This window comes from Rhodoferax sp. OV413, assembly GCF_900104385.1.
Classification (GTDB): Bacteria; Pseudomonadota; Gammaproteobacteria; order Burkholderiales; family Burkholderiaceae_C; genus Rhodoferax_B.
In genome coordinates, this window is the sequence record NZ_FNJA01000003.1 from 74504 (window position 1) to 99226 (window position 24723).

Annotated in this window: 20 protein-coding genes and 3 tRNA genes; 11 read left to right on the top strand and 12 right to left on the bottom strand. The window is 63.8% G+C overall.

Translation table 11 applies throughout. From position 1 onward, the window contains the following. Window positions 1-4: 4 nt before the first annotated feature. On the bottom strand, window positions 5-2266 hold the full coding sequence (rnr, locus tag BLT66_RS11980; RefSeq protein ID WP_369821595.1) for a ribonuclease R: 2262 nt from the start codon (window positions 2264-2266) through the stop codon (window positions 5-7). A gap of 160 nt (window positions 2267-2426) precedes the next feature. On the opposite strand from rnr, the gene BLT66_RS11985 reads away from it, so the two are divergent. Next, window positions 2427-2511 (top strand) — tRNA-Leu (locus tag BLT66_RS11985). A gap of 95 nt (window positions 2512-2606) precedes the next feature. Continuing rightward, a tRNA-Leu gene (locus BLT66_RS11990) sits at window positions 2607-2691 on the top strand. Between the two features lie 91 nt (window positions 2692-2782). Here BLT66_RS11990 and rimO read toward each other — a convergent pair. From rimO to BLT66_RS12025, 7 genes are all read right to left on the bottom strand, one after another. Further along, window positions 2783-4186 (bottom strand): 30S ribosomal protein S12 methylthiotransferase RimO, encoded by a 1404-nt coding sequence (rimO, locus tag BLT66_RS11995; RefSeq protein ID WP_092757956.1) that lies wholly within the window; start codon window positions 4184-4186, stop codon window positions 2783-2785. Between the two features lie 28 nt (window positions 4187-4214). Beyond that, the gene (gene phaR / locus BLT66_RS12000; protein WP_092757957.1) at window positions 4215-4748 is read right to left on the bottom strand and encodes a polyhydroxyalkanoate synthesis repressor PhaR; all 534 of its coding nucleotides are present in this window, start codon (window positions 4746-4748) and stop codon (window positions 4215-4217) included. Between the two features lie 158 nt (window positions 4749-4906). Next, window positions 4907-4983: transfer RNA gene (locus BLT66_RS12005), tRNA-Val, on the bottom strand. A gap of 60 nt (window positions 4984-5043) precedes the next feature. After that, window positions 5044-7290 (bottom strand): RelA/SpoT family protein, encoded by a 2247-nt coding sequence (locus BLT66_RS12010; RefSeq protein ID WP_092757958.1) that lies wholly within the window; start codon window positions 7288-7290, stop codon window positions 5044-5046. Window positions 7291-7303: 13 nt separating this feature from the next. Beyond that, window positions 7304-8224, bottom strand: a complete 921-nt coding sequence (locus BLT66_RS12015; RefSeq protein ID WP_092757959.1) for an alpha/beta fold hydrolase — start codon at window positions 8222-8224, stop codon at window positions 7304-7306. 178 nt (window positions 8225-8402) lie between these two features. Next, window positions 8403-9551, bottom strand: a complete 1149-nt coding sequence (locus BLT66_RS12020; protein WP_092757960.1) for a carboxylate-amine ligase — start codon at window positions 9549-9551, stop codon at window positions 8403-8405. A gap of 289 nt (window positions 9552-9840) precedes the next feature. Continuing rightward, window positions 9841-11061: an SUMF1/EgtB/PvdO family nonheme iron enzyme gene (locus BLT66_RS12025; protein ID WP_092757961.1), complete on the bottom strand. Its 1221-nt coding sequence runs from the start codon at window positions 11059-11061 to the stop codon at window positions 9841-9843. A 216-nt stretch (window positions 11062-11277) separates the two neighbouring features. On the opposite strand from BLT66_RS12025, the gene BLT66_RS12030 reads away from it, so the two are divergent. From BLT66_RS12030 to BLT66_RS12040, 3 genes are read left to right on the top strand one after another with little or no spacing between them, the layout of a single operon-like run. Continuing rightward, a complete protein-coding gene (locus BLT66_RS12030; RefSeq protein WP_092757962.1) occupies window positions 11278-11817 on the top strand; it encodes a TRAP transporter small permease subunit in 540 nt (179 codons plus the stop codon). A gap of 43 nt (window positions 11818-11860) precedes the next feature. Beyond that, window positions 11861-13384: a TRAP transporter large permease gene (locus BLT66_RS12035; protein ID WP_092757963.1), complete on the top strand. Its 1524-nt coding sequence runs from the start codon at window positions 11861-11863 to the stop codon at window positions 13382-13384. A 2-nt stretch (window positions 13385-13386) separates the two neighbouring features. Continuing rightward, entirely contained in the window at window positions 13387-13857 is a 471-nt protein-coding gene (locus BLT66_RS12040) for a hypothetical protein (RefSeq protein ID WP_255406886.1), read from the top strand. A gap of 85 nt (window positions 13858-13942) precedes the next feature. Here the strand turns inward: BLT66_RS12040 and BLT66_RS12045 are convergent, their stop codons facing one another. Further along, on the bottom strand, window positions 13943-15025 hold the full coding sequence (locus BLT66_RS12045; protein WP_092757965.1) for a TRAP transporter substrate-binding protein: 1083 nt from the start codon (window positions 15023-15025) through the stop codon (window positions 13943-13945). Window positions 15026-15376: 351 nt separating this feature from the next. Between BLT66_RS12045 and BLT66_RS12050 the strand changes: the two genes are divergently transcribed. Genes BLT66_RS12050 through BLT66_RS12070 form a run of 5 tightly spaced genes read left to right on the top strand, consistent with a single transcriptional unit; the run spans window position 15377 to window position 20206 of the window. Continuing rightward, on the top strand, window positions 15377-16267 hold the full coding sequence (locus BLT66_RS12050; RefSeq protein ID WP_092757966.1) for a TauD/TfdA dioxygenase family protein: 891 nt from the start codon (window positions 15377-15379) through the stop codon (window positions 16265-16267). Window positions 16268-16288: 21 nt separating this feature from the next. Next, window positions 16289-17287 (top strand): ABC transporter substrate-binding protein, encoded by a 999-nt coding sequence (locus BLT66_RS12055; protein WP_092757967.1) that lies wholly within the window; start codon window positions 16289-16291, stop codon window positions 17285-17287. A gap of 7 nt (window positions 17288-17294) precedes the next feature. Next, entirely contained in the window at window positions 17295-18134 is an 840-nt protein-coding gene (locus tag BLT66_RS12060; RefSeq protein WP_092757968.1) for an ABC transporter ATP-binding protein, read from the top strand. Further along, a complete protein-coding gene (locus BLT66_RS12065) occupies window positions 18131-19000 on the top strand; it encodes an ABC transporter permease (RefSeq protein WP_092757969.1) in 870 nt (289 codons plus the stop codon). The genes BLT66_RS12060 and BLT66_RS12065 overlap by 4 nt, the downstream gene beginning before the upstream one ends. A gap of 3 nt (window positions 19001-19003) precedes the next feature. Then, window positions 19004-20206 (top strand): acyl-CoA dehydrogenase family protein, encoded by a 1203-nt coding sequence (locus BLT66_RS12070; protein WP_092757970.1) that lies wholly within the window; start codon window positions 19004-19006, stop codon window positions 20204-20206. A gap of 6 nt (window positions 20207-20212) precedes the next feature. Here the strand turns inward: BLT66_RS12070 and dxs are convergent, their stop codons facing one another. The 3 genes from dxs to BLT66_RS12085 are packed head-to-tail and all read right to left on the bottom strand — an operon-like array spanning window position 20213 to window position 23350. Next, a complete protein-coding gene (gene dxs, locus BLT66_RS12075; RefSeq protein WP_092757971.1) occupies window positions 20213-22120 on the bottom strand; it encodes a 1-deoxy-D-xylulose-5-phosphate synthase in 1908 nt (635 codons plus the stop codon). Window positions 22121-22145: 25 nt separating this feature from the next. Beyond that, entirely contained in the window at window positions 22146-23099 is a 954-nt protein-coding gene (locus tag BLT66_RS12080; RefSeq protein WP_092757972.1) for a polyprenyl synthetase family protein, read from the bottom strand. After that, complete coding sequence (locus BLT66_RS12085) at window positions 23096-23350, bottom strand: exodeoxyribonuclease VII small subunit (RefSeq protein WP_092757973.1); 255 nt, start codon at window positions 23348-23350, stop codon at window positions 23096-23098. Before BLT66_RS12085 ends, BLT66_RS12080 begins: the two co-directional genes overlap by 4 nt. Window positions 23351-23568: 218 nt before the next feature. Here BLT66_RS12085 and BLT66_RS12090 point away from each other — a divergent pair, with 218 nt between their 5' ends. Continuing rightward, the gene (locus BLT66_RS12090) at window positions 23569-24711 is read left to right on the top strand and encodes an aromatic ring-hydroxylating oxygenase subunit alpha (protein WP_092757974.1); all 1143 of its coding nucleotides are present in this window, start codon (window positions 23569-23571) and stop codon (window positions 24709-24711) included. Window positions 24712-24723: the final 12 nt, after the last annotated feature.

A 24723-nucleotide genomic window follows, 5' to 3' on the forward strand; every position in this document is an offset into this window, starting at 1 on the left:
CCGGTTAGCGGCGGGTACGGGTTTTCTTCTTGGCGGCGCCGTTTTTGGCCGGCGCCTTGGCGGCAGATTTCACCGCCTGGATGGGCGAACGCGGCGCCCGGTCACGCGCTGGCGACTCCTTGCGCCCGGAGCGCTTGGACGGCGCCGATTCGGTGTTCGAGCGGTTCGGACCGTCGCGCTGCACGCCCTTGTCCTTCATGGCCCGGTTCACCAGCTCTTCGCCTTCGCGTATCAGCCGGAAATCGATCTTGCGACCGTCCAGGTCGACACGGCTGACCTGGACCTGGACCCGCGTGCCGATCGCGTAGCGGATACCGGTGCGCTCGCCACGCAGCTCTTGCCGGGCTTCGTCGAACTTGAAGTACTCGCCACCGAGTTCGGTGATGTGGACCAGGCCTTCGACGTACATCGCGTCCAGCGTGACGAAGATACCGAAGCCGGTGGCCGCGGTGACCACGCCGCCGTATTCCTCGCCCAGGTGCTCACGCATGTATTTGCACTTCAACCAGGCCTCGACATCGCGGCTGGCCTCGTCGGCACGCCGCTCGTTGGCGCTGCAGTGCAGACCGGCTGCCTGCCAGGCCAGGGTTTCCGGGCTGACCTTCTTGATCTTCAAGTCGGGCTCGCCGACCTTGCCTTGCAGCTTGGAGGCGGCGCCTTTGCTCAGACGCTTGGCCAGCTTGGCATGGGCCTCGCCCGGCGTGGGCAGGGTTGGCAACTGGTATTTGCGGTGCGCCAGGATGGCCTTGATGACGCGGTGCACCAGCAAGTCCGGGTAGCGCCGGATCGGGCTGGTGAAATGGGTGTAGGCGTCGAACGCCAGGCCGAAGTGCCCGCCGTTGGCCGGCGTATAGATGGCTTGCTGCATGGAGCGCAACAGCATCGAATGGATTTGCTGGGCGTCGGGCCGGTCTTTGGTGGCCGCGGCAATCGCCTGGAATTCACCGGGTTTCGGGTCGTCGCTGATCGACATGCCGACGCCTGTCGCCTTCAGGTAGTTGCGCAGTATCTCGATCTTCTCGGGGGTCGGGCCTTCGTGCACGCGGAACAGGCCCGGGTGCTTGCCCTGGGCGATGAAGTCGGCACTGCAGACGTTGGCGGCCAGCATGGCTTCTTCGATTAGCTTATGGGCTTCGTTGCGGGTGCGCGGAACGATCTTTTCAATACGGCCGGACTCGTCGCAAACGATTTGCGTCTCGGTGGTTTCAAAGTCCACCGCACCGCGTACCTTGCGCGCCACCAGCAGCGCTTGGTAGACATCGTGCAGGTTTAGCAGGTCGGTGACGCGGTCTTTGCGGCGCACGGCCTCGGGGCCACGGGTATTGCCCAGAATCGCCGCCACTTCGGTGTAGGTGAAGCGCGCATGGCTGTACATCACCGCCGGATAAAACTGGTAGGCGTGCACGTCGCCCTTGGCGGTGACCAGCATGTCGCAGACCATGCACAGGCGCTCCACATCCGGGTTCAGCGAGCACAGGCCGTTGGACAGCTTCTCGGGCAGCATGGGGATCACGCGGCGCGGGAAGTACACGCTGGTGGCGCGGTCATAGGCATCGACGTCGATGGCCGAGCCGGTTTCCACATAGGTGCTGACATCGGCAATCGCCACCAGCAGGCGCCAGCCCTTGCTGCGGCCGACCTTGGCGGGTTCGCAATACACCGCATCGTCGAAGTCACGCGCGTCTTCACCGTCGATGGTGACCAGGGGCACGTCGGTCAGATCGACGCGGTTTTTCTTGTCCTGGGGGCGCACCTTGTCGGGCAGGGTACGGGCCAGCGCGATGCAGGCGTCGGAAAACACATGCGGCACATCGTATTTGCGCACCGCGATTTCGATTTCCATACCCGGGTCGTCGACCTCGCCCAGCACTTCTTTGACGCGGCCTACCGGCTGGCCAAATAGCGCGGGCGGCTCGGTCAGCTCAACCACTACCACCTGGCCGGCCTTGGCGCTGCCGATGGCGGCCTTGGGTATCAGTACATCCTGGCCATAGCGTTTGTCTTCAGGGGCGACGAGCCAGATACCGCTTTCTTGCAAGAGGCGGCCAATGATGGGCTGCAAGGGGCGTTCCACGATTTCGACAACCCGGCCTTCGGGACGACCTTTGCGATCGCTGCGCACGATGCGGACCTTGACCCGGTCCTTGTGCAGCACGGCACGCATTTCGTTGGACGGCAGGTAGATGTCGGACTCGCCGTCGTCGCGCAGTACAAACCCATGTCCATCACGGTGACCCTGGATGGTGCCTTCGATCTCGTCCAGCAAGCCGCTGGTATGACTGGTCGTTTTGATAAGCTTTCTCTCTTTCTGGTTTGCCCAAAGGGTAGCAGAGCGCGGCACAGCTCGGAAAATCAGCGGTTTTGAGCAAGCCTTAAGCCTACGAGTCCAAAACGCTGTTTTTCCCATGTTATACTTTAACTCGTGGGCCCAGATGGCGAAATTGGTAGACGCACTGTGTTCAGGTCGCAGCGCCGCAAGGCGTGCTGGTTCGAGTCCAGTTCTGGGCACCACACCTTATCTCGAACAAAAACCGCTAAGTAGTTAGCGGTTTTTTTCTGGTTAAAAATCTGCAAAATACCAATTGCAGACCGTAAGAGTTTCGTGGGCCCAGATGGCGAAATTGGTAGACGCACTGTGTTCAGGTCGCAGCGCCGCAAGGCGTGCTGGTTCGAGTCCAGTTCTGGGCACCACAATTTACTCGAGAAAAAGCCGCTAAGAACTTAGCGGCTTTTTTTTGCCTTTTTTTCCCCGCACTGCATGCGCAACGCGGGGAAGTCAGATTTAGATGGGCAGCGCCACCAAGTCGTGGCCTTGCGTGCCTACGATGCGCGCCTTGGTGAACTCCCCGACCTTCAAGGTCTTGCTGATTTTCTCAGGCGGCAGCAGGCGCACGATGCCATCAATCTCCGGCGCATCGGCATAGCTGCGGCCCACCCCACCCTTTTTACCTAAACCTGGCGCGGAATCGACCAACACCTGCATGGTGCTGCCGACGCGCTTGAGCAGCTTGTTCGCCGACACTTCTTCGGCCACGGCCATGAAGCGGGCACGGCGTTCTTCGCGCAGTTCCAGCGGAAGCATGCCCGGAATATCGTTGGCGGCAGCGCCATCTACCGGGCTGTAGGCAAAGCACCCCGCGCGGTCGATCTGGGCTTCTCGCATGAAATCCAGCAAGTGCGAAAACTCTTCTTCGGTTTCACCCGGGAAACCAGCAATGAAAGTGCTGCGGATCACCAGCTCGGGGCAGGCTTCGCGCCAGCGCTGGATGCGTTCCAGATTTTTCTCGCCGCTGGCTGGACGCTTCATGCGCTTGAGCACATCGGGGTGGCTGTGCTGCAAGGGCACATCCAGATACGGCAGCACCCGGCCTGTTGCCATGAACGGGATGATCTCATCCACGCTCGGGTACGGGTACACATAGTGCAGACGCACCCAGGCGCCATAAGGCTCGGCGATGTCGGCCAAGGTTTGCACCAGCTCCAGCATGCGGGTCTTGACCGGCTTGCCATCCCAGAAACCGGTGCGGTACTTCACATCCACACCATAGGCCGAAGTGTCCTGGCTGATCACCAGCAACTCTTTCACGCCACCTTCAAACAAGGCTTTCGCATCGCTCAGCACATCGCCAATAGAACGCGACACCAGGTCGCCACGCATGGACGGGATGATGCAGAAAGTGCAGCGGTGGTTACAGCCTTCACTGATTTTCAAGTAGGCGTAATGGCGCGGCGTGAGCTTGATGCCGGCGCTACCAAAAGCATTGGGAATCAGGTCCAGAAACGGGTCGTGCGGCTTGGGCAGATTCGCATGCACCGCATCCATCACCTCCTGGGTAGCATGCGGGCCGGTGACGGCCAGCACACTGGGGTGCATTTGCCGCACCAGGTTGCCACCGGTATCGCCGGCCTTGGCGCCCAGGCAGCCGGTGACGATGACGCGGCCGTTGGCAGCCAAGGCTTCGCCGATGGTGTCCAGGCTTTCCTTGACCGCGTCGTCGATGAAACCGCAGGTGTTGACGATCACCAGATCGGCGCCTTCGAAGGTTTTGGAGGTCTGGTAGCCCTCTGCGCTGAGCTGCGTGAGAATAAGTTCGGAGTCCGTCAAGGCCTTGGGGCAACCCAGGCTGACGAACCCGACTTTCGGTGTTTTATTGGGGACTAATGTGGGGGATAGTGCTTCGATCATCCCCATATTGTCGCCGCCCTGGGCAAATTCAGGGTTTCAGCCCGAAGGTACCCAGCATTTGGGCCGTCTGTTTCTGCATTTGTTCCTGCATTTGCACGAAGATATTCTTGGACTGTTCGACGTAGCTGCCCATCATGCCCTGCATCGCCGGGGACTGCATTTTCAGCATTTGCGCCCAGGCTTCGGGCGTCATACCCTTGGCTTGCTCGCCCATGGTGGACTGCAGATCCATGAAGGTCTGCACGTTCTTTTCCAGATACGGCCCCAGAAAGCTCTGCATCGTATTGCCGTAGAAACGGATCATGTTGGCCAGCGCCTGCTCGGTGAACAAGGGCGCGCCGCCGGCCTCTTCTTCCAGAATGATCTGCAGCAGGATGGCCCGGGTCAGATCCTCGCCGGTCTTGGCATCCACCACCCGCACGGGCTCGCGCAGCATGACCAGTTTTTTGACTTCGGCCAGCGTAATGTAGGTAGAGGTATCCGTGTCGTACAACCGGCGGTTCGGGTACTTCTTGATGACGCGGTGCGTGGTGTTCGCACTATCGGGGGAATTGCTGGGCACTGCGGTCCTTGGTGGTATAGATTGCACTTTACTGCACTGCAGCAAATTGTAAAAACCCCGCACCAACAGCGTTTTAAGGATTACCCTGAAAACACGCACAAAATGGCACGCCACAAAACCAAAAGCCCTGTAAATCTAAGATTTACAGGGCTTGAATTTGGTAGGCGCGATTGGACTCGAACCAACGACCCCCACCATGTCAAGGTGGTGCTCTAACCAGCTGAGCTACGCGCCTAAGGATGCATTCGAGACCACGAGTATAGCATGGGTTTTTGGCGTTTTTGAAATCTCGCGTTTATCTGCGCCGAGCCGAGCGCACACCGGCCACTTCGGACACTACGCCCAGCACTTTATTGAGCCGCGCGGCATCTGCCACCTCCACGGTAAACGTCATCCAGGCCGTGCCTTTGACCGACTGGGTCTGCACGCCGATCACGTTCATCTTTTCCTTGGTAAAGACTTCGGAAATGTCGCGCAGCAGGCCCTGGCGGTCGGCGGCCTGCACCGCCACATCCACCGGGTACACGGCCGCGGATTCCTTCTTGCCGTTGCCCCACTCCACCGGGATCACCCGCTCGCCATTGCGCACCGACATTTCGCGGAAATTGCTGCAGTCGGCGCGGTGGATGCTGACGCCCTTGCCACGCGTGACAAAGCCCAGAATGGCATCCGGCGGCGCGGGCTTGCAGCACTTGGCCAGCTGCGTCATCAGCGAATCCACACCCACCACCAGCACCCCGCCGGGTGACGACTTCTCGGTATTGCGGGATTTCTTCAGCAGCACCAAATCGTCGGGCGCCAGCACCGGCTCGGGCGGGCGCAGCAGGGTCTCGATGGTGCGCAGCGAAAACTCGTCTTTGCCCACCACCTCGAACAAATCATCGGCCGACTTGAAGCCCAGCCGCGCCGCCAAGTCGTCGAGCTTCATCGCGGTCTTGCCTTCGCGCTGCAGCAGTTTCTCCACCGCCTCGCGGCCGCGCGCCACCGTGGTGTGCACGGCCATGGCATTGAACCAGGCGCGGGCCTTGGCGCGGGCGCGGTGGCTGACCAGATAACCCAACTCGGTGTTGAGCCAATCGCGCGAAGGACCACCCTCCTTGGCGGCGGTGATTTCCACCGTCTGGCCGTTCTGCAGCGGGGTGTTCAGTGGCACCTGAACACCGTCCACCTTGGCGCCGCGGCAACGGTGGCCGAGGCTGGTGTGCAGGCTGTAGGCAAAGTCCACCGCGGTGGCGCCCGCGGGCAGCTCGACCACGGCGGCATCGGGGGTCAGCACATAGATGCGGTCGCTGAGCACGTCCACCGGGCCGTTCTGCGGGGCGGCGCCCGACATATCGCGCTCCCAGGCCAGCAGCTGGCGCAACACCGCAATCTTGGCGTCGTACTCGCCGCTGGCCGATACGCCGGCGTAGCCTTTGGTACCGGCCTCCTTGTAGGCCCAGTGGGCGGCCACGCCGTGCTCGGCATGGTCGTGCATAGCCTGGGTGCGGATCTGGATCTCGATCGGCAGGCAGGCAACGCCGTCGACCATTTGCTGGACCACGGTATGCAGCGACTGGTAGCCATTGCCCTTGGGTTTGGCGATGTAGTCGTCGAACTCTTCGGCCATGGGCACGAAGCGCGAATGCACCCAGCCCAGCACCGCATAGCAGTCGGGCACGCTGGGCACCACCACGCGCAGTGCGCGGATGTCGAACAGCTGGTCGAAGCCCAGCGACTTGCCACGCATCTTCTTGACGATGCTGTAGATGTGTTTGGGCCGGCCCTGCACCACGGCCTGGATGCCCTGGGCGTTCAGCTCGGCCTCCAGGCTGGCGCGCAGCTGCTCCATATTGGCTTCGCGCTCGACCCGCTTTTCGTCCAGCAGCTTGGCGACCTGTTTGTAGGTGTCGGGTTCGATGAAGCGGAACGACAGGTCTTCCATCTCCCACTTGATCTGCCAGATGCCCAGGCGGTTCGCCAGCGGGGCAAATACCTGCAGCGATTCGCGCGCCAGCCGGGGCTCGACCGGGGTCTTGCTGGCCGCACAGAAGCGCAGGGTCTGCAGGCGCGAGGCCAGGCGCAGCATCACCACCCGCAGGTCGCGCGAGAAAGCCAGCAGCATCTTGCGCACGTTCTCGGTCTGCGCCGCCGAGTCGTCAACCAGGTTGGCAGCACCGTGGGCGCCGCGCGACAGGCGCTGCACCCGCATCAGCTGGGTGGTCTCCACCGCCAGCGCGGCGAAGTTGGCGCCAAAGGCCTTGGCGATCACCTCCTGCGGCTTGTTCAGGTGCACGCAGGCGTGGACCAGGTAGCTGGCCGCCTGCATGGCTTCGGAGCCGCCTACCGAGCGCAGGATGGCGGCTACGGCATCGGCATGGACCAGGGTGTTCTCGCCCGTGTCCAGCATCTCGTCGGCGATCAGCGGCTCGGCAAAGGCCCGGGCCCGCGCCAGGGCATTGGCCTGCTCGGGCACGGTCTGGTGCGCGGTGGCGGCCACCACATCCGGGAGCCGCTCTTCCAAGGGGGCCGCCAGGGGTTGGGCGGTCTGCAAACTTTTCATCCAACAGTCTTTCTCAGGGCTGTAAAAAACCCACGACTTCGGCCACCTGCGGGCCGGCAATCAGGGTCGGCGCATGGCCTACACCGGCAAATTCGACCAGCCGCGCCTTCGGGCCGCGCTGGGTCATGGCCTGGGCGGTCTGCACCGACAACAGGTCGGACTCGGCCCCCCGCAGCAGCAAGGTCTGTGCCGTGATCGCTTCGTACAGCTGCCACAGCGCGGCCTCGCCTTCGGCCGCAGAAGCCGCGCTGAAGCTGCGAAACGACTCGGCCAGCGCCGGGTCGTAGTGCAGGGTCAACGCCGATTCGCCCGGCACCAGGGGCTTGACCATGTGGCGCGACAGCTCCAGCCACTGGGCCGGCGTGTGCGGCCCGAAGCTGGCCGAGATGGCCCACATCGCATCGGCCGCCTGCTGCAGCGTCTCGAACCGGCCGGTGTTGCCCAGGTAGGTGGCAATGCGCTGCAGGGCCGTCCACTCCAGCGCCGGGCCTACGTCGTTCAGCACCAGGCGGCGCACCGGTACCGGCAAGGGCAGACCAGGCGTGCCCAGCACCCCCATGCCGATCAGCCCGCCCATGCTGGTGCCCAGCCAGTCCAGGGTCTGGATCGGCGCCTGGGCGTGCAGCTGGGCCAGCAAGGCCAGCATGTCGCCGCCGTAGGTGGCCATTTGGTAGGCCAGCGGGTCGCGCAGCCAGTCGCTGTGGCCGCGGCCCACGACATCGGGGCAGATGACACGGGCAAATGGGCTCAGCGCCTGGGCCAGCACGTCGAAGTCGCGGCCCTGGCGGGTCAGGCCGTGCACGCACAGCACCACGTGGGGGTTGGCCGGGTCGCCCCACTGCCAGTAGGCCATGCGGTGGCCGGTCTGGTCGGGCGCATTGGTGGTGGCGGCAACGCCCGGGCATGGGACGAAATGCAAGGTGGGTTCGGTCATGGTGTGGGGCGGCTGTGGGCGGAGGATGGAGCCATCCTAATCCATACAGCGCATATCCCCAGCCGTAACCGGGACATCTGCGCCAGCGGCGTGAAATGGATAAGAAATCTACCTCTGGCGCAGGTAACACCAGCGCTGCCCGCTACTTTTTACATAGCAAAGCAGTCTTGCAACCGGATCAGGACAGCAGCCGGTCGCAATGCTCGCGGGTGTTGGCGGCGTAGGCCGCGGAGCCCGGCGCATTGGCTTCGGCGGCATCGCTGGCGCTGGCCAGGCGGTGCCAGGTGGAGCGCATGATGTCGCTGTCCTGCTGGCCGTCGGCAATGCCTTGCAGCTCGCGCACGCGGCGCAAGTCGGCCGCGCCCAGCGGGTTCTGCTCGATCAGATCGACCAGCTGGTCCAGCCATTGGTGGGCCGGCATCCATTCACCGGCCATGGGGTTGTACAGGCGCGCGGCCATGCCGTCGCGGCAGGCCAGGAAGCGGCTGACGCGGTCGGTGTTGTAGGGGATGTGGATGGTCGGCAGCTGCAGCTTGCCGCTCAGCGCCAGGGCCGCGCAGCCGCGGGTCAGCGCTGCCAGCGATACGCCTTTTTGCATGCGCAGCGGGGTGTCGAAGACCCGCACTTCGACGGTGCCGAACTCGGGCTTGGGCCGCACGTCCCAGTAAATGTCCTTCAGCGACTTGGCCAGGCCGGAGGCAAAAATCTCGTCGGTGATGCGTTCGAACTCGGTCCAGTCGGCCACCTTGGGCATGGGGCCGCCGTAGGGGTAGACCAGCGGTTCCAGCGGCCGTGCCGAGCAGAAGCCGGTGTCCACGCCCTGCTGGAACGGCGACGCGGCCGACAGCGCGATGAACAGCGGGGTCAGGCTCTGCAGCACATTCGCCACCTGGATCGCCTCGGCCTTGCCGGGCATGCCGACGTGCACGTGCATGCCGTAGGTGGAGAAGCGCTTGGGCAGGAAGCCGTACTTGGACTCCAGCTCGTGGGCGCGGTCGGTGGGGGTGAATTCACGCTCGTTCCAGAACTGCAGGATGTGGGTGCCACCGCCGCGCAGGTTCAGGCCCTTGGCCTGGGCGATGTCCTTCAATGTGCTGACCAGCTTGCGCGACTCGACTTCCATCTCGTCGGAATCTTCGTGGATGGAGGACGTGACCTCGATGGTGGAGAGCGTGGCCTCCAGCGCATAGCGTTCGATCTCGGGCAGTTTCTCCAATTCGCTCCACAGCTCGCCACTCGACGGGGAGAGTGAGCCGGTGGCATCGTCCACGATCTGCAGCTCTAGCTCCATCCCGAAAGTGAGTGCTTTTGAGTGGTGGAATTGCATGTTTATGGTCCTTTTGAAGGCTCGCTGTGTGCCGGGTGATGGGCCGACGGCCGGTGTCACCTGGGTGCAAGCCGTGGTTTTGAAATGACGGCTGGACTGTGCCAGCACATCGCACGCGGGCTCTGTGCGAAAGCGCACACGGCGCCACGTGCCGGAGATGCATGTTACTTGGAGGTGGAAGCCAAATTACCACCCGCAATAGCTACATTTTTTGCAACAAAATGTTAGCAATTAAATATGCCGCTAGCGCTTATAGCTACTGCATTAGCAGCTACACTAAATATAGCAACTAGATGGCACACGAACGAAAGCCTACAAACCGCACATCGTCGCCCGGCAAGGCGAAGCCGCGGAACTTCGGGTGCTTCATGCGCGCGCGGGTGGCAAACGAGGCGCCGCGCAGCACCCGGGCCCGGCCAAACCAGGGTACGGAATAAGCCATCCACGGGTCGGCACTGAAGCCCGGCCAGGGCACCAGGCTGCTGGCCGTCCACTCATGCACATCGCCCCAGCGGAAGCCCTGGCTGGCAGCCCCCAGCGCCGCCCGCTCCCATTCCTGCTCACTGGGCAGGCGCCGGCCGGCCCAGCGGCACCAGGCATCGGCCTCCCACCAGGCCATGTGCATGGCCGGCTGCTGGCCGGCGAGCCGCGTGCGCGCGCCAAACCGGGTCTGCAGCACGGCGCCGCTGGCCACGCCGATCTGGTCCACATAGCGCGGGCCGCGCCGCCCCTCCCCTTCGGCCAGGGTTTGCAGCCAGGCCCAGCCGGCCGGATGCCACCAGTCGGCGTTGTCGTAGCCCTCATCGTCGACAAACTCGACGAACTGGGCCCAGCTCACCGGCTGGGCGTCGATCTCGAAGCCGGGCACCGCCACCGGGTGCGCCCATTTTTCGTTGTCGAACACAAAGCCGCCGCGCTCCGAGCCCAACTGCCACTCGCAGGCCGGCAGCGGCAAGGGTGGGCGCAGCTGCATGCTGCCGGGCAGGGGCAGATGCAGCGGGATGCCGTGGATCTGCGCCAGGGTGATCAGTTGCTCGCCGCGTAGGTCTTCGTGGAACAGCGCTAGGCGGTAGAAGTACAGGGCCTCGTCGGACTCCGGCGTCTTCTCCAGCAGCTCCAGCGTGCTCTCCAGGGTGTTCAGCAGAAAGTGCTTGGTGGTGGCCAGGTCGGGCCCGGCCAAGGCCACCCGGCGCTGCATCTGCTCGGCGTTCCACCACTGGTCGGCATGCGGCTCGATGGAGGCCAGCCGGGTCGGCTGGAACGCGCAGGCCGTGCCGCGGCTGCGCTGGGTGTTGCGGCCCAGCCAGGCCTCGGCCATCCAGCCGATGTGGCCGGCCAGCCAGCGCGGCTGCAGCCCGCCCTGGGCAATCGGCGGTGCCGACTCGAACTGGTCCAGCAGATGCAGCGTGTGGTTGCGCGCATCCATCAGCGCCAGCGACAGCAGGTCGCGGCCGGCCTGGCGCATGGCAGGCGAATCGATCGAGGCCAAAGGGGTGGATACGGGAGGCATGGATATTCCGGAAAGCGGTCTCCAGCAGTTCAAAGGCGCTGTGCGCATCTCACCACAGCTTGGGCTGCGCCCGCAAGGGTAAACCCAAGCTTTTCAGGCACCGGCGCCACGGGAGCCAAGGTTATCATCTCGGGCCTCAGCGCTGCGGTGCGGCATACGCTGCGAGGCCATGGCTGTTACCCCGTTGTTTTTACCCCGTTTCCCTGGAGATCTACTGTGTCCGTACTCCTCAAACTCGCACTCGGCATGGATTGGATCAGCCAGCAGATGGGCCGCCTGGCCGCCTGGACGGTACTGGCCGCCGCACTGATCTCGGCTGGCAATGCCTTTGTCCGCTACGGCCTGGACATCAGCTCCAACGGTTGGCTGGAAATCCAGTGGTACATGTTTGCCACCACGGTGATGCTGGGCGCACCAGTGGTGCTCAAGCTCAACGAACATGTGCGCGTCGACATCTTCTACGGCAAGCTCAAGGGCAACGGCCCGGTCTATGTGGATTTGTTCGGCCTGATCGCCTTTTTGCTGCCGGTGATGGCCACGATTGCCTGGCTCAGCTGGCCGCTGTTCATCGGCATGTTCCGCTCGGGCGAAATGTCGAACAATGCCGGCGGCCTGATCCGCTGGCCGGCCATGATGCTGCTGCCGCTAGGCTTTGCGCTGATGTTTCTGCAAGGCCTGTCCGAAGTCATCAAGCGCATTGCCTACCTGCAAGGCAAGTTCCAGATGGACATGCACTACGAAAAGCCGGTGCAATGAACGCGCTCCAGCCTCCAAGATTTAACGCTTTTCGGGATACAACATGCTGATGGAAAATTTTGCGCCGATGATGTTCGGCGGGCTGGTGCTGATCATGCTGATCGGCTTCCCTGTGGCCTTTTCGCTGTCCGCGCTGGGCATGGCTTCGGGCCTGTTTGCGATCCAGATGGGCTGGTTTCCGGCGGTGTTCATGGAGAACCTGCCGATCAACATCTTCGGCATCTTGTCGAACGACCTGCTGCTGGCGATTCCGTTCTTCACCTTCATGGGCGCGATCCTGGAGAAATGCGGCCTGGCCGAAGACATGCTGGATTCGATGGGCCAACTGTTTGGCACCGTCAAGGGCGGCCTCGGCTATTCGGTGATCATCGTCGGCTTCATCCTGGGCGCGATCACCGGCACGGTGGCCGGCCAGGTGATCGCCATGGCGCTGATCTCGCTGCCGGTGATGATCCGCTACGGCTACAACATGCGCTACGCCACCGGCGTGCTGGCGGCCTCCGGCACCATCACCCAGCTGGTGCCGCCCTCGCTGGTGCTGATCGTGATGGCCGACCAATTGGGCCGCTCGGTGGGCGACATGTACCGCGGCGCCTGGGGCCCGTCCATCCTGCAGGTGCTGATTTTTGCGGCCTATACCTTCATGCTGGGCGTCTTCAAGCCGCACCACATCCCTGGCATCCCCAAGACCGCGCGCACGCTGAGCGGCCCCAAGCTGTGGGCCAAGTGCCTGCGCGGCATCATTCCATCAGCGATCCTGATCTTCGCGGTGCTGGGTTCGATGGGCGGCCTGCCGGGCATTGATACCGCCATCGCCACACCGACCGAAGCCGGCGCCATGGGTGTGGTGGGTGCGCTGGTGCTGGCCGCGATCCACAAGCGGCTGACCATGGCACTGATCTGGGAAGCCATGGTCGGCACCATGCGGCTGACCGCCATGGTGGTGTTCATCCTGATCGGCGCGCGGGTGTTCTCCATGGTGTTCCAGGGCGTGGATGGCGCCAAGTGGGTCGAGCACCTGCTGACCGGCCTGCCCGGCGGCCAGATCGGCTTCCTGATCGTCGTCAATCTGTTCATCTTCTTCCTGGCCTTCTTCCTCGACTTCTTCGAGATCGCCTTCATCATCTTGCCGATGCTGGGCCCGGTGGCGGCCAAGCTGGGCATCGACCTGGTGTGGTTCGGCGTGCTGCTGTGCGTGAACATGCAGACCAGCTTCATGCACCCGCCGTTCGGCTTTGCGCTGTTCTATCTGCGCGGTATTGCCGACACGCTATTCAAGGAAAAGCGGATCGAGAAGCCCATCAAGTCCAGCGACATCTACATGGGTGCTATCCCCTGGGTGCTGATGCAGGTGATCCTGGTGGCCATCGTGATCTTTGTGCCGCAGACCGTCACCATGTTCCTGCCCAAAGAAGTGAAGATCGACACCGAGCAAATCCAGATCGACGTGCCCGACAACGACATGCAGCAGTCCAGCGGCAGCAGCGGCGAAAACCCGTTTGGCGACGCGCCCGCCGCCGACGCGCCTGAGGCCGCGGCTTCGCAGCCCGAAGCCGAGAAGAAATAAGCTTGGGCCCCGCTCCTTTCCGCTTCGTGCCGGGCCAGGGCAGCCCGGTGGAAGCCGCCGCCTTCTCCCCGCTGTTCAAGCTGCTGGCCACGGCCATCGTTGGCGGTTGCGCCGTCTGGCTGACCCAGTTGCTGACCAGCGGCGTGCTGGGCACGGCGCGCACCACCGGCGTGGTCTGGTTTGTCGCCGGCCTGGCGATGATGGGCTGGACCTGGTGGCACATCCTGCGTAGCCGCACCCGCATCAGCAGCGAAGGCCTGTTCCAGGGCTGGATCTGGGACAAGCAGATGCCCTTCGACGACCTGGCCTACGGCAAGCTGATCCGCATACCCGGCCTGGACTGGCTGATTGCGCCGCGCCTGTATGTGCGCACGCTGATGGGCAAGTTCATGGTGTTCTACGGCGCCAGCCCCGAGCTGGTGGCCGAGTTCGAGCGCATCGTCAAAGAACTGAAGGCTTTTCGGCAACTCTGAATAACAGCGATGCCCAACAAAAAACCGCGCCGAGGCGCGGTTTTTTGTTGGCAAGGCAGGCGCAGCACGCTGCGCCTGGACCAGCCTACAGCTTGATACTTTGCATGTAGCTGTCGAAACGGCCTTCGGCCACGCGGAACCAGGCCACCTGGTTGCGCTGGAAGGCGCGGAAGTCGGCGAAGATCTTCTTCCACTCGGGGCTCTTGGCGTCGTTCTCTTCGTAGACCTGTTGCGCAGCCTTGAAGGATGCGTCCAGGATTTCCTTGGAGAACGGCAACAGCTTTACCTTGGCGCCGATCAGCTGCTTCAGCGCTTCAGGGTTGCGGGCGTCGTACTTGGCCAGCATGTCGACAGCAGCCACGGTGGTGGCAGCTTCCACGATCGCCTTGTTTTCGGGCGACAGCGCGTCAAACGCCTTGCGGTTGATGAAGAAGTCGACCTCCGGGCCGCCCTCCCACCAGCCGGGGTAGTAGTAGTGCGGCGCAACCTTGGCAAAGCCGAGCTTCTGGTCGTCGTACGGACCCACCCATTCGGCCGCGTCGATCGTGCCTTTTTCGAGCGCCTGGTAGATTTCGCCACCGGGAATGCTCTGCGGCACCACGCCCATCTTGGCCATCACCTCACCCACCAAGCCGCCACCCAGACGCATCTTCAGGCCCTTCAGGTCGGCAACGGTTTTCACTTCCTTGCGGAACCAGCCACCCATCTGGGTGCCGGTATTGCCGCCGGCGTAGCTGACCATGCCGTAGTTGCCGTAGAACTCGTTCATCAGCTTGCGGCCGTTGCCGTGCATCATCCAGGCGTTCATCTGGCGCGCGTTCATGCCGAAAGGAATGGCGGCACCGATGGCGAAGGCCGGGTTCTTGCCGTAGAAGTAGTAGGGCACGGTGTGGCACATCTCGACCGAGCCTTGCTGCACGCCGTCGACCACGCCGAACGGAGGCATCAGCTCGCCGCCGGCATGCACCGAGATTTCAAACTTGCCGCCCGACATGGCCTTGACCGCATTGGCAAACACCTCGGCAGCGCCGTAAATCGTGTCCAGCGGCTTGGGGAAGCTGGAGGCCAGACGCCAGCGAACGGCGGCCTGGGCATGCACTGCGGGCGCCATGCCCGCGGCCAGCACGCCTGCGATGCCCGAATGTTTGATAAGGGAACGACGGTCCATTTGAATTAACTCCCGTAGATAGATTGAAATCCACCGTTCAGAAGGAACGGCAGAGACTGCAAGTCAGCGCCGATTGTAAGAAGTCGCAACTACCGAATTCCTGCGGGTTTTCCCCTGCGCCCATGCGGCTCTATTGCTACAAATTAAATAGCTGGCAGCGCTTATCCTGCCTGCGCAGAACGACTCTTTTTCTTAAATCCAAGCGCCTGCAACAGCGGTTTGCCCATGGGCTTCATATTTGTTCGTAGTTAACAAACTCCGAATCAATCGTTCCCTTTGCGCCCCACCCCCTCTACATTCGCCGACTTGCCTGGCCGCGATGCAGCGCCAGGGCCGACAGAAAGTGAAACCATGACGACCTTATTTGATGCAGAGGCCCCAACCGCGGTGCAGGCACTGGAAATCCGCCCCTTCGACGCCCCGCTGGGCGCCGAGGTGCTGGGCCTCGACCTGTCGCGCCCGCTGGCGGCCGAGGACTTTGCGCGCATCCACCGCGCCCACCTGGAACACCACGTGCTGGTGTTCCGCGACCAGCGCATCACGCCGCAGCAGCAGGTGGACTTCAGCGCCCGCTTCGGCCCGTTGCAGATCCATGTGCTGAAGGGCTTTCAGCTGCAAAACCATCCCGAGATTCTGATCGTCTCCAACATCAAGGAAAACGGCCAGCCCATCGGCCTGGGCGACGCCGGTGCCTACTGGCACTCCGACCTGTCGTACAAAGAGAAACCCAGCCTGGGCTCGCTGCTGCACGCGCAAGAGCTGCCCAGCGAAGGCGGCGACACCTTGTTCGCCAACCAGCATACCGCATGGGACACCTTGCCCGCCGCGCTGCAAAACGCCGTAGCCGGCCTGCGCGCCGAACATTCATATTTGGCCAAATACGAGGAGCTGCGCGCCCGCAACCCCTGGCGCCCCAAGCTCACGCAAGCCCAGCTGGACGAGGTTCAGCCCGCCGTCCATCCCGTCGTGCGTACGCATCCCGAGAACGGCCGCAAGGCGCTGTTCGTCAGCGAACATTTCACGACGCGCATCGTCGGCATTCCCGAAGACGAAAGCCGCGCCCTGCTGGATGAGTTGTTCGCCCACACCTCGCGCGCCGAGCTGGTCTACCGCCACGCCTGGCAGCCACACGACATGGTGTTCTGGGACAACCGCTCCGTCACCCATCTGGCCGCCGGCACGCCCGACGAACTGCGCCGCAAGCTCTACCGCACCACCATCGAAGGCAATGCGCCTTTCTAATATTTGACTCCCAGGATTTCCATGCCATTCACTCTTACCCGCCTCGTCGCCGGCCTGGCTCTCGCCAGCGCCACCCTGCTGGCCCAGGCCGAAGGCCGCATCAGCATCGCCCAGCAATTCGGCATCGGCTACCTGGTGCTCGACGTGGTGCAAGACCAGAAGCTGATCGAAAAACACGGCAAGGCCCAGGGCCTGGATATCGATGTGGACTGGAGCCAGATCTCCGGCGCCACCGCGATGAACGAAGCCCTGCTGGCGAACGCGCTGGACGTGGTCTCCGCCGGCGTGCCGCCAATGCTGACGCTGTGGGACCGCACCAAGGGCCGGCAGAACGTCAAGGCCGTGGCCGCGCTCGGCTCACTGCCCAACTACCTGATCAGCAACAACCCGAAAGTGAAGACGCTGAAGGACCTGAGCGACAAGGACCGCATCGCCGTGCCGGCGGCAGGCACCGGCTTCCAGTCGCGCACCCTGCAGATCGAAACCGCCAAGCTCTACGGCAAGGACGACTTCAAGCGCTTCGACAATATCTCGGTGAGCCTGGCCCACCCCGACGCTACTGCTGCGCTGATGGCCGGCGGCTCGGAGATCAACACGCATTTCTCCAGCGCGCCCTTCTACTACCAGGCGCTGGAGAACAAGGCCGTGCACAAGGTCATCAGCTCCTATGACATTCTGGGTGGCCCGGCCACCTTCAATGTGCTGTACACCACGCAGAAATTCCACGACGAGAACCCGAAGACCTACAAGGCCTTCTATGCCGCGCTGGTCGAGGCCTCGCAGTTCATCAAGGCGAACAAAACCAAGGCGGCAGAGACCTTTATCCGGGTGCAGAAATCCAAGCTGCCGCTGGACTTCGTGCGCAAGATTGTGGAGGACCCGGAGAACGACTTCACCATCTCGCCATTCCGCACCTATGTGTATGCCGACGAGCTGAACAAGCTGGGCGTGCTGAAGAACCGCGCGGCTTCGTGGAAAGACTATTTCTTCGAAGAAGCCTACGCCCAGCCAGGCAGCTGAGCACGCCATGGCCACCGTGACCGCTTTGAAATCTGCCTCTGACACCCCGCTGCTGGAAGTCGACGGCGTCAGCCTCGAATACCGCACGCCAGCCCGGGTGGTGCGTGCCACCCACCAGGTCAGCCTGAACGTGTATGAGGCCGACCGCTTCGTGCTGCTGGGAGCCTCCGGCTGTGGCAAATCGACGCTGCTGAAAGCCATGGCTGGCTTCATTGCACCAGTCGAAGGCGAGATCCGCATCGCCGGCCGCAAGGTGACCCAGCCCGGCCCGGACCGCATTGTCGTGTTCCAGGAATTCGACCAGTTGCCGCCGTGGAAGACCGTGCTCGACAACGTGGCGTTTCCGCTGCTGGCCTCGCGCACGCTGGGCAAGAAAGAAGCCCACGAACGTGCGCTGCACTATCTGGCCAAAGTCGGTCTCTCGGCTTTCGCCAAGGCCTATCCGAACACCTTGTCGGGCGGCATGAAGCAGCGCGTGGCGATTGCCCGCGCGCTGGCCATGCAGCCCAAGGTGCTGCTGATGGACGAACCGTTTGCCGCGCTCGACGCATTGACCCGCCGCAAGATGCAGGAAGAGCTGCTGGCGCTGTGGGACGAGGTGCGCTTCACCCTGGTCTTCGTGACCCACTCGATCGAAGAAGCGCTGGTCGTCGGCAACCGCATCGGCCTGCTGTCGCCGCATCCGGGCCGGGTCCGCGCCGAGATCAACAGCCACGACTTCGGCATGCACAGCCAGGGCGGAGCCGAGTTCCAGGCCGCCGCGCAGCGTATCCACCGCCTGCTGTTCAACGAAGAAGTAGACGGCAGCCCGACCCCTGCCAATGAATTGCCCCGAAAGATTGCATGACTGCGCTGAACCCGCCCATCCGGGCCGAATACGAACGCGTGCTGGAGGCACTGCCCGACACCCATGTGGAACGCCTGCTGCCCTGGACCGCCCGCGTCTGGGACCAAGCCTGGCTGCGCCGTGGCCTGATCCTGCTGGCACTGCTGATCCTCTGGGAAATCGTGGCCCGCATCCAGAACAACGACCTGCTGCTGCCCACCGCGCTGCAGACTGCGCACGCGCTGGTCGACGGCCTGGCCAGCGGTGAACTCATCACCAAGACCCGCATCTCGCTGAGCCTGCTGCTGCAAGGCTATATCGGCGGTGTGATTGCCGCGTTTGTACTGACGACGCTGGCGGTGTCCACCCAGCTGGGCCGCGATCTGCTGGCGACGCTGACCGCCATGCTGAACCCGCTGCCCGCCATCGCGCTGTTGCCGCTGGCCCTGCTGTGGTTTGGCCTGGGCCAGGGCAGCCTGGTGTTCGTACTGATCCATTCGGTACTGTGGCCGCTGGCCTTGAACACCTACGCCGGCTTCCAGGCCGTGCCAGAGACGCTGCGCATGGCCGGCCGCAACTACGGGCTGAAGGGCTTGCGCTATGTGCTGCAGATCCTGGTGCCGGCGGCGCTGCCGTCCATCCTGGCCGGGCTGAAGATCAGCTGGGCTTTTGCCTGGCGCACCTTGATCGCGGCCGAGCTGGTGTTCGGCGCATCCTCGGGCAAGGGCGGCCTGGGCTGGTTCATCTTCCAGAACCGCAATGAGCTATTCACCGACCGGGTATTCGCCGGCCTGGTGATGGTCATCGCCATCGGCCTGCTGGTGGAAAGCCTGGTGTTCCAGACGCTGGAGCGCGTCACCGTGCGCCGCTGGGGCATGCAGCGCTAAGCCATGGCAGATACTCAGTCGCCCGCGCTGTTCGCGGAGGATTTTGGCGCATTCACGCCCACCGTTCTGTCTGTCGCCGCAGCACTGGCGGCGACCGCAGCCGCACGTGACAAGACCGGCGGCACGGCACTGGCTGAGCGCCAGCTGCTGCGCGACAGCGACCTGCTGACACTGGCGGTACCGCAGGCCTTCGGCGGCCAAGGCGCCACGTGGCCGCTGATCTTCCGCATCGTGCGGCGTCTCGCGCAGGCCGATAGCTCGCTCGCCCACTTGTTCGGCTTCCAGCAGCTGCAAGTGGCCAGCGTGCTGCTGTTTGGCTCGCCGGCGCAGCAGGACCGCTGGCTGGGCGCGACCGTGGGCCAGAACTGGTTCTGGGGCAATGCGGTGAATGCGCGCGACACCCGGCTGCAGGTCACGCGTACCGAGGGCGGCTGGCTGCTGGGCGGCATCAAGGCCTTCTGCTCGGGCGCGCGGGGCTCGGACGTACTGAACGTGTCGGTCGCCACCGGCCCCGAGCCGACCGACAGGCTCTACCTGGTGCTACCCACAAACCGCGCCGGCATCCAGGTGAATGCCGACTGGGACAACATGGGCCAACGCCAGACCGATAGCGGCACGGTCGAGTTCAAGCAGGTGTTCGCCGCCGACCACGAGGTGTTAGGCCCACCCGGTGCGGCCTCCAGCCCGCGGGCCACGCTGCGCAACATCATCGGCCAGGTCATCCTCACCGAGATCTACCTGGGTAACGCCCAGGGCGCGCTGGTCGAAGCGATTGACTATTTGCGCACCCAGACCCAGCCCTGGGTGATGGCTGGCGTGGATCGGTCTGTGGACGACCCGCTGCTGCAGCTGCGCACCGGCGAGATGTGGGCCACACTACGCGCCGCGGTGGCGCTGGCCGAAGAAGCCAATGCCGCGTTCCAGCGTGCCTGGGAACAAGGCCTGGCGCTGACCGAGGCCCAGCGCGGCGAGGTCGGCATGCTGGTGGCGGCCGCACGCGCCACCGCCGCAAAGGCCGCGCTGCAGATCACCTCGCAGATTTTTGAATTGATGGGCGCCCGGGCCACGACGGCCCGCTACGGCTTTGACCGCTACTGGCGCAATGTGAGGGTGCACACCCTGCACGACCCGCTGGACTACCGCAGCAAGGAAATGGGCCGCTGGCTGTTTACCGCCGAGCCGCCAAATCCCTACGGCTACGGCTGAAACCGCTTACGCTACCAATTTAAGAGCAGACTTCGCAGTACTTACCTGCGCGGGAAAGCGTTTTTCTATAGAGGCCTCAATTCCGGCGGCGTCCAGGCCTTGCATGGCCATCAGCTTGACCGGGTCGCCGTGCTCGATGAAGGTATCGGACAAGCCTAGCTGCAGCACCGGCACGATGATGCCCGCAGCCTGCAGTGCTTCCAGCACCGCGCTGCCAGCGCCGCCCATCACGGCGCCGTCTTCCACCGTCACCAGCGCAGCATGGCTGCCGGCGACCTGCAGCAGCAGTTCCACGTCCAGCGGCTTGGCCCAACGCATGTTCACCACAGTGGCGTCAAACTTCTCGGCCACGGCCAGCGCCGGGTATAGCAAGGTACCGAAGGCCAGAATGGCGATGCCCGAAGCCTGTTTGCTATGGCGGCGAATTTCACCTTTGCCATACGGCAGCGGCTGCAGGCCGGCTTCCATGGCCGTGCCGGCACCGGCGCCCCGCGGGTAGCGTACGGCTACCGGGTTGTCTTGCGCAAACGCGCTGCTCAACAGGCGGCGGCATTCGTTCTCGTCGGCCGGGCAGGCCACACCCATGTTCGGGATGCAGCGCAGGAACGGGATATCGTAAGCCCCCGCATGGGTGGCACCATCGGCACCCACCAATCCGGCGCGGTCGAGTGCGAACACCACCGGCAGATTCTGCAAGGCCACGTCGTGGATCAACTGGTCATAGGCGCGCTGCAAGAAGGTCGAGTAGATCGCCACCACCGGCTTCAGGCCTTCGCAGGCCATGCCGGCGGCAAAGGTCACCGCATGCTGCTCGGCAATGCCTACGTCGTAGTAGCGCTGGGGATAGCGTTTTTCAAACTCCACCAAGCCCGAGCCTTCGCGCATCGCGGGGGTAATGCCGACCAGGCGCTGGTCCTGGGCAGCCATGTCGCACAGCCAGCTGCCGAACACCTGGGTGAAGGTCGGTTTGCCGGCGCCGCTGGCCTTTTGCAACCCCACTGCCGGGTCGAACTTACCCGGGCCGTGATAGGCCACCGGATCGGCCTCAGCCAGCTTGTAGCCCTGGCCCTTCTTGGTGACCACGTGCAGGAACTGCGGGCCGGTCAGGTGCTTGATGTTTTCCAGGGTCGGGATCAGCGACTCCAGGTCATGGCCATCGATAGGCCCGATGTAGTTGAAGCCGAACTGCTCGAACAGCGTGGCGGGCACCACCATGCCCTTGGCGTGCTGCTCCAGCCGCCGGGCCAGCTCGAACAAGGGCGGCGCGCCTTTGAGCACCTGTTTGCCAACGTTCTTGGCCGCGGCGTAGAACTGCCCGCTCATCAGCTGCGCCAGGTAGCGGTTCAGCGCGCCCACCGGCGGGCTGATGCTCATGTCGTTATCGTTCAGTATCACCAGCAGATTGCAGTCGCAAACGCCGGCGTTGTTCAGCGCCTCGAAGGCCATGCCGGCGCTCATCGCACCGTCGCCGATGATGGCCACGCTATGGCGTTGCTCGCCCTTTTGCTTGGCCGCCATGGCCATGCCCAAGGCAGCGGAGATCGAGGTGCTGGAATGCGCGGTGCCGAACGCGTCGAACGGGCTTTCCGAACGGGTCGGGAAGCCCGACAAACCGCCCAGCTGGCGTAGCGAGGCCATGCGGTCACGCCGGCCGGTAAGGATCTTGTGCGGATAAGTCTGGTGGCCCACGTCCCATACCAGCCGGTCTTCGGGAGTGTTGAACACGTAGTGCAGCGCCACCGTCAGTTCCACCGTGCCCAGGTTCGAGCTCAGATGGCCGCCGGTTTTGGACACGCTATCGATCACGAAGGCACGCAGCTCGTCGGCCAGCGGCTTCAGCTCGGCACGCGGCAGGCGGCGCAGATCGGCCGGGTCGTTGATGGTTTCCAGCAGTGGGTAAGACGCAGGGTTCATAGTTTTTTCTTCAAGTGGCTACCGTCTAGCTAGACCGGTTGACCACCATATCTGCCAGCGCGCGCAGCGCCTGGGTGTTGGGTAAGTCGCTGGCGTCCAGCGCATGCAGCGCCTGGGCCAGCAGCTCCTGGGCGTAGGCCAGCGAACGGTCGAGGCCTAGCAGCGAGACGTAGGTAGGTTTGTCCTGGGCGGCATCCTTGCCTGCGGTTTTGCCCAGGGTGGCGGAGTCGGCGGTCACATCCAGGATGTCGTCGACCACCTGGAAGGCCAGGCCCAGGGCCGCGCCATAGGTTTGCAGCGCGGTGTGGGTAGCCAGGGGCAGAGCACGGGCCGTGCAGACCGCGCCCATCATCACGCTTCCCTGCAGCAGGGCGCCGGTCTTCAGGCGGTGCATACAGCGCAGCTCGTCTTCGGTCAGCGCCAGGCCAATGCTGGCCAAGTCGATGGCCTGGCCGCCGGCCATTCCCTGGTAGCCCGCGGCTTGGGCCAGCAGGCGGCACAGCGTGGCCTGCACGCTGGCCGGGGCCTCGCTGTCGGCCGGGGTTAGCAGTTCGAACGCCAGGGCTTGCAGGGCGTCGCCGGCCAGCAAAGCCTGGGCTTCGCCGAACTGCACATGCACCGTGGGCTTGCCGCGGCGCAGGATGTCGTTGTCCATGCACGGCATATCGTCGTGCACCAGGGAATAGGCGTGGATCAGCTCTACTGCGCAGGCAGCGCGCAGGGCCGCATCGTTCAGCCCCAGCGTGGCGGCAGCGGGTTCGCCGGTAGCCACGGCTTCGCGGGCAGCCAGTACCAGCAGCGGGCGCAGGCGCTTGCCGCCGTCCAGCACCGCGTAGCGCATGCCTTCGCGCAGGGCGGCCGGGGCCGGGTGTTCGGCATCGACCACGCCGCCGGCGGCGACCCAGTCGCTCAGGGCCTGCTCGACCCGGGCCAGCTCGGTCGCGCTCCAGCGCGGCAAATCAAATACCGCGGCGCTCATTCTTGGGTCCAGGGTTTGAGCACGCCTTGGTCCAGCACCTTGATCTGCTGTTCCACCGCCTCCAGTTTGTCGCGGCAAAACTGCAGCAGCTGGGCGCCCCGCTGGTAGCCGCCGAGCAGTTGCTCCAGCGGCAGCTGGCCCGATTCAAGCTGGCCGACCAGCTGCTCCAGCTCGATCTGGGCGGCTTCGTAGCTGGTGGGCAAGGCCGCCGGGGAAGCGGTTGTATCAAGTTTGGCGGCGGCCTTGGGCATGGATGAGGCGGTCAATCGAATGTAAAGGGAGCATGAATTTTACGGGCTGGCGCCGAGATAGCGCCGCCGGCCGAGCAAATCCACCCCGGCGGCTACAATCACCCCTCTTTTCGCCAACGGTTGGTACGCCCATCCAACCCTGCCGAAGCCTTTTCCCGCGCGAGTTTCTCGCGTCTAACCTGCCCCTTCATAGGGGGAGTCTCTAGGTCAGGACAACCATGTCTGATTTAAGTCTTCAACTGCAGCAGGCCGCAAGCCAACTACCAGTTTCAAGCTATTTTGATAACGCGCTGTTCCAGCGCGAGGTCGCCACTATTTTCCAGCGGGGGCCACGCTATGTCGGCCACACACTGGCCGTACCCGAGCTGGGCGACTACTACGCCCTGCCGCAGGAGGGCGAAGGCCGGGTGCTGACCCGTACGTCGCGCGGCGTGGAGCTGGTGTCCAACGTCTGCCGGCACCGCCAGGCGGTAATGCTCAAGGGCCGGGGTTCGCTGAACACCACCCAGCAAGGCAGCGCGGGCGGCAACATCGTCTGCCCGCTGCACCGCTGGACTTACAGCGGCGGCAATGGCTCGCCCACCGGCACCCTGCTGGGCGCGCCGCATTTCGCCCAAGACCCCTGCCTGAACCTGAACCAGTACCCGCTGCAAGAGTGGAACGGCCTGCTGTTTGAAGGCTCCAGGGATGTCAAAGCCGACCTGGCCGGCATGGGACCGATCGCCGACCTCGACTTTACCGGCCACGTGCTCGACCACGTGGAGCTGCACGAGTGCGACTACAACTGGAAGACCTTCATCGAGGTCTACCTGGAGGACTACCACGTAGGTCCGTTCCACCCAGGCCTCGGCGGATTCGTCACCTGCGACGACCTGCAATGGGAATTCAAGGACAACTACTCGGTGCAGACCGTCGGCCTGGCCCAGCGCCTGGGCGCGGCCGGCAGCCCGGCCTACCAGCGCTGGCAGGATGCGCTCAAACAGTACAACCAGGGCGCCGCCCCTAAGCACGGCGCGATCTGGCTGACCTACTACCCGAACGTGATGGTCGAGTGGTATCCGCACGTGCTCACCGTGTCCACGCTGCACCCCATCGGGCCGCAGAAGACGCTGAACATGGTGGAGTTCTACTACCCCGAAGAAATCGCCGCCTTCGAGCGTGACTTCGTCGAGGCCCAGCAGGCCGCCTATATGGAAACCTGCGTGGAAGACGACGAGATCGCCCTGCGCATGGACGCGGGCCGCAAGGCCTTGCTGCAGCGCGGCGACAACGAGGTCGGCCCCTACCAGAGCCCGATGGAAGACGGCATGCAGCACTTCCACGAGTGGTACCGGCGCGCGATGGACGCCTCTACGCTATAACTTCCATAGCTG

Excerpts from the sequence above, each read along its gene's own strand:
- BLT66_RS12065 (WP_092757969.1), top strand. The coding sequence starts at position 18,131 with ATGACTGCGCTGAACCCGCCCATCCGGGCCGAATACGAACGCGTGCTG.
- BLT66_RS12010 (WP_092757958.1), bottom strand. The coding sequence starts at position 7,290 with ATGAAAAGTTTGCAGACCGCCCAACCCCTGGCGGCCCCCTTGGAAGAG.
- BLT66_RS12035 (WP_092757963.1), top strand. The coding sequence starts at position 11,861 with ATGCTGATGGAAAATTTTGCGCCGATGATGTTCGGCGGGCTGGTGCTG.
- BLT66_RS12055 (WP_092757967.1), top strand. The coding sequence starts at position 16,289 with ATGCCATTCACTCTTACCCGCCTCGTCGCCGGCCTGGCTCTCGCCAGC.
- BLT66_RS12015 (WP_092757959.1), bottom strand. The coding sequence starts at position 8,224 with ATGACCGAACCCACCTTGCATTTCGTCCCATGCCCGGGCGTTGCCGCC.
- BLT66_RS12020 (WP_092757960.1), bottom strand. The coding sequence starts at position 9,551 with ATGCAATTCCACCACTCAAAAGCACTCACTTTCGGGATGGAGCTAGAG.
- BLT66_RS12080 (WP_092757972.1), bottom strand. The coding sequence starts at position 23,099 with ATGAGCGCCGCGGTATTTGATTTGCCGCGCTGGAGCGCGACCGAGCTG.
- rimO (WP_092757956.1), bottom strand. The coding sequence starts at position 4,186 with ATGATCGAAGCACTATCCCCCACATTAGTCCCCAATAAAACACCGAAA.
- BLT66_RS12060 (WP_092757968.1), top strand. The coding sequence starts at position 17,295 with ATGGCCACCGTGACCGCTTTGAAATCTGCCTCTGACACCCCGCTGCTG.
- BLT66_RS12045 (WP_092757965.1), bottom strand. The coding sequence starts at position 15,025 with ATGGACCGTCGTTCCCTTATCAAACATTCGGGCATCGCAGGCGTGCTG.
- BLT66_RS12050 (WP_092757966.1), top strand. The coding sequence starts at position 15,377 with ATGACGACCTTATTTGATGCAGAGGCCCCAACCGCGGTGCAGGCACTG.
- BLT66_RS12025 (WP_092757961.1), bottom strand. The coding sequence starts at position 11,061 with ATGCCTCCCGTATCCACCCCTTTGGCCTCGATCGATTCGCCTGCCATG.
- BLT66_RS12085 (WP_092757973.1), bottom strand. The coding sequence starts at position 23,350 with ATGCCCAAGGCCGCCGCCAAACTTGATACAACCGCTTCCCCGGCGGCC.
- dxs (WP_092757971.1), bottom strand. The coding sequence starts at position 22,120 with ATGAACCCTGCGTCTTACCCACTGCTGGAAACCATCAACGACCCGGCC.
- BLT66_RS12090 (WP_092757974.1), top strand. The coding sequence starts at position 23,569 with ATGTCTGATTTAAGTCTTCAACTGCAGCAGGCCGCAAGCCAACTACCA.
- BLT66_RS12070 (WP_092757970.1), top strand. The coding sequence starts at position 19,004 with ATGGCAGATACTCAGTCGCCCGCGCTGTTCGCGGAGGATTTTGGCGCA.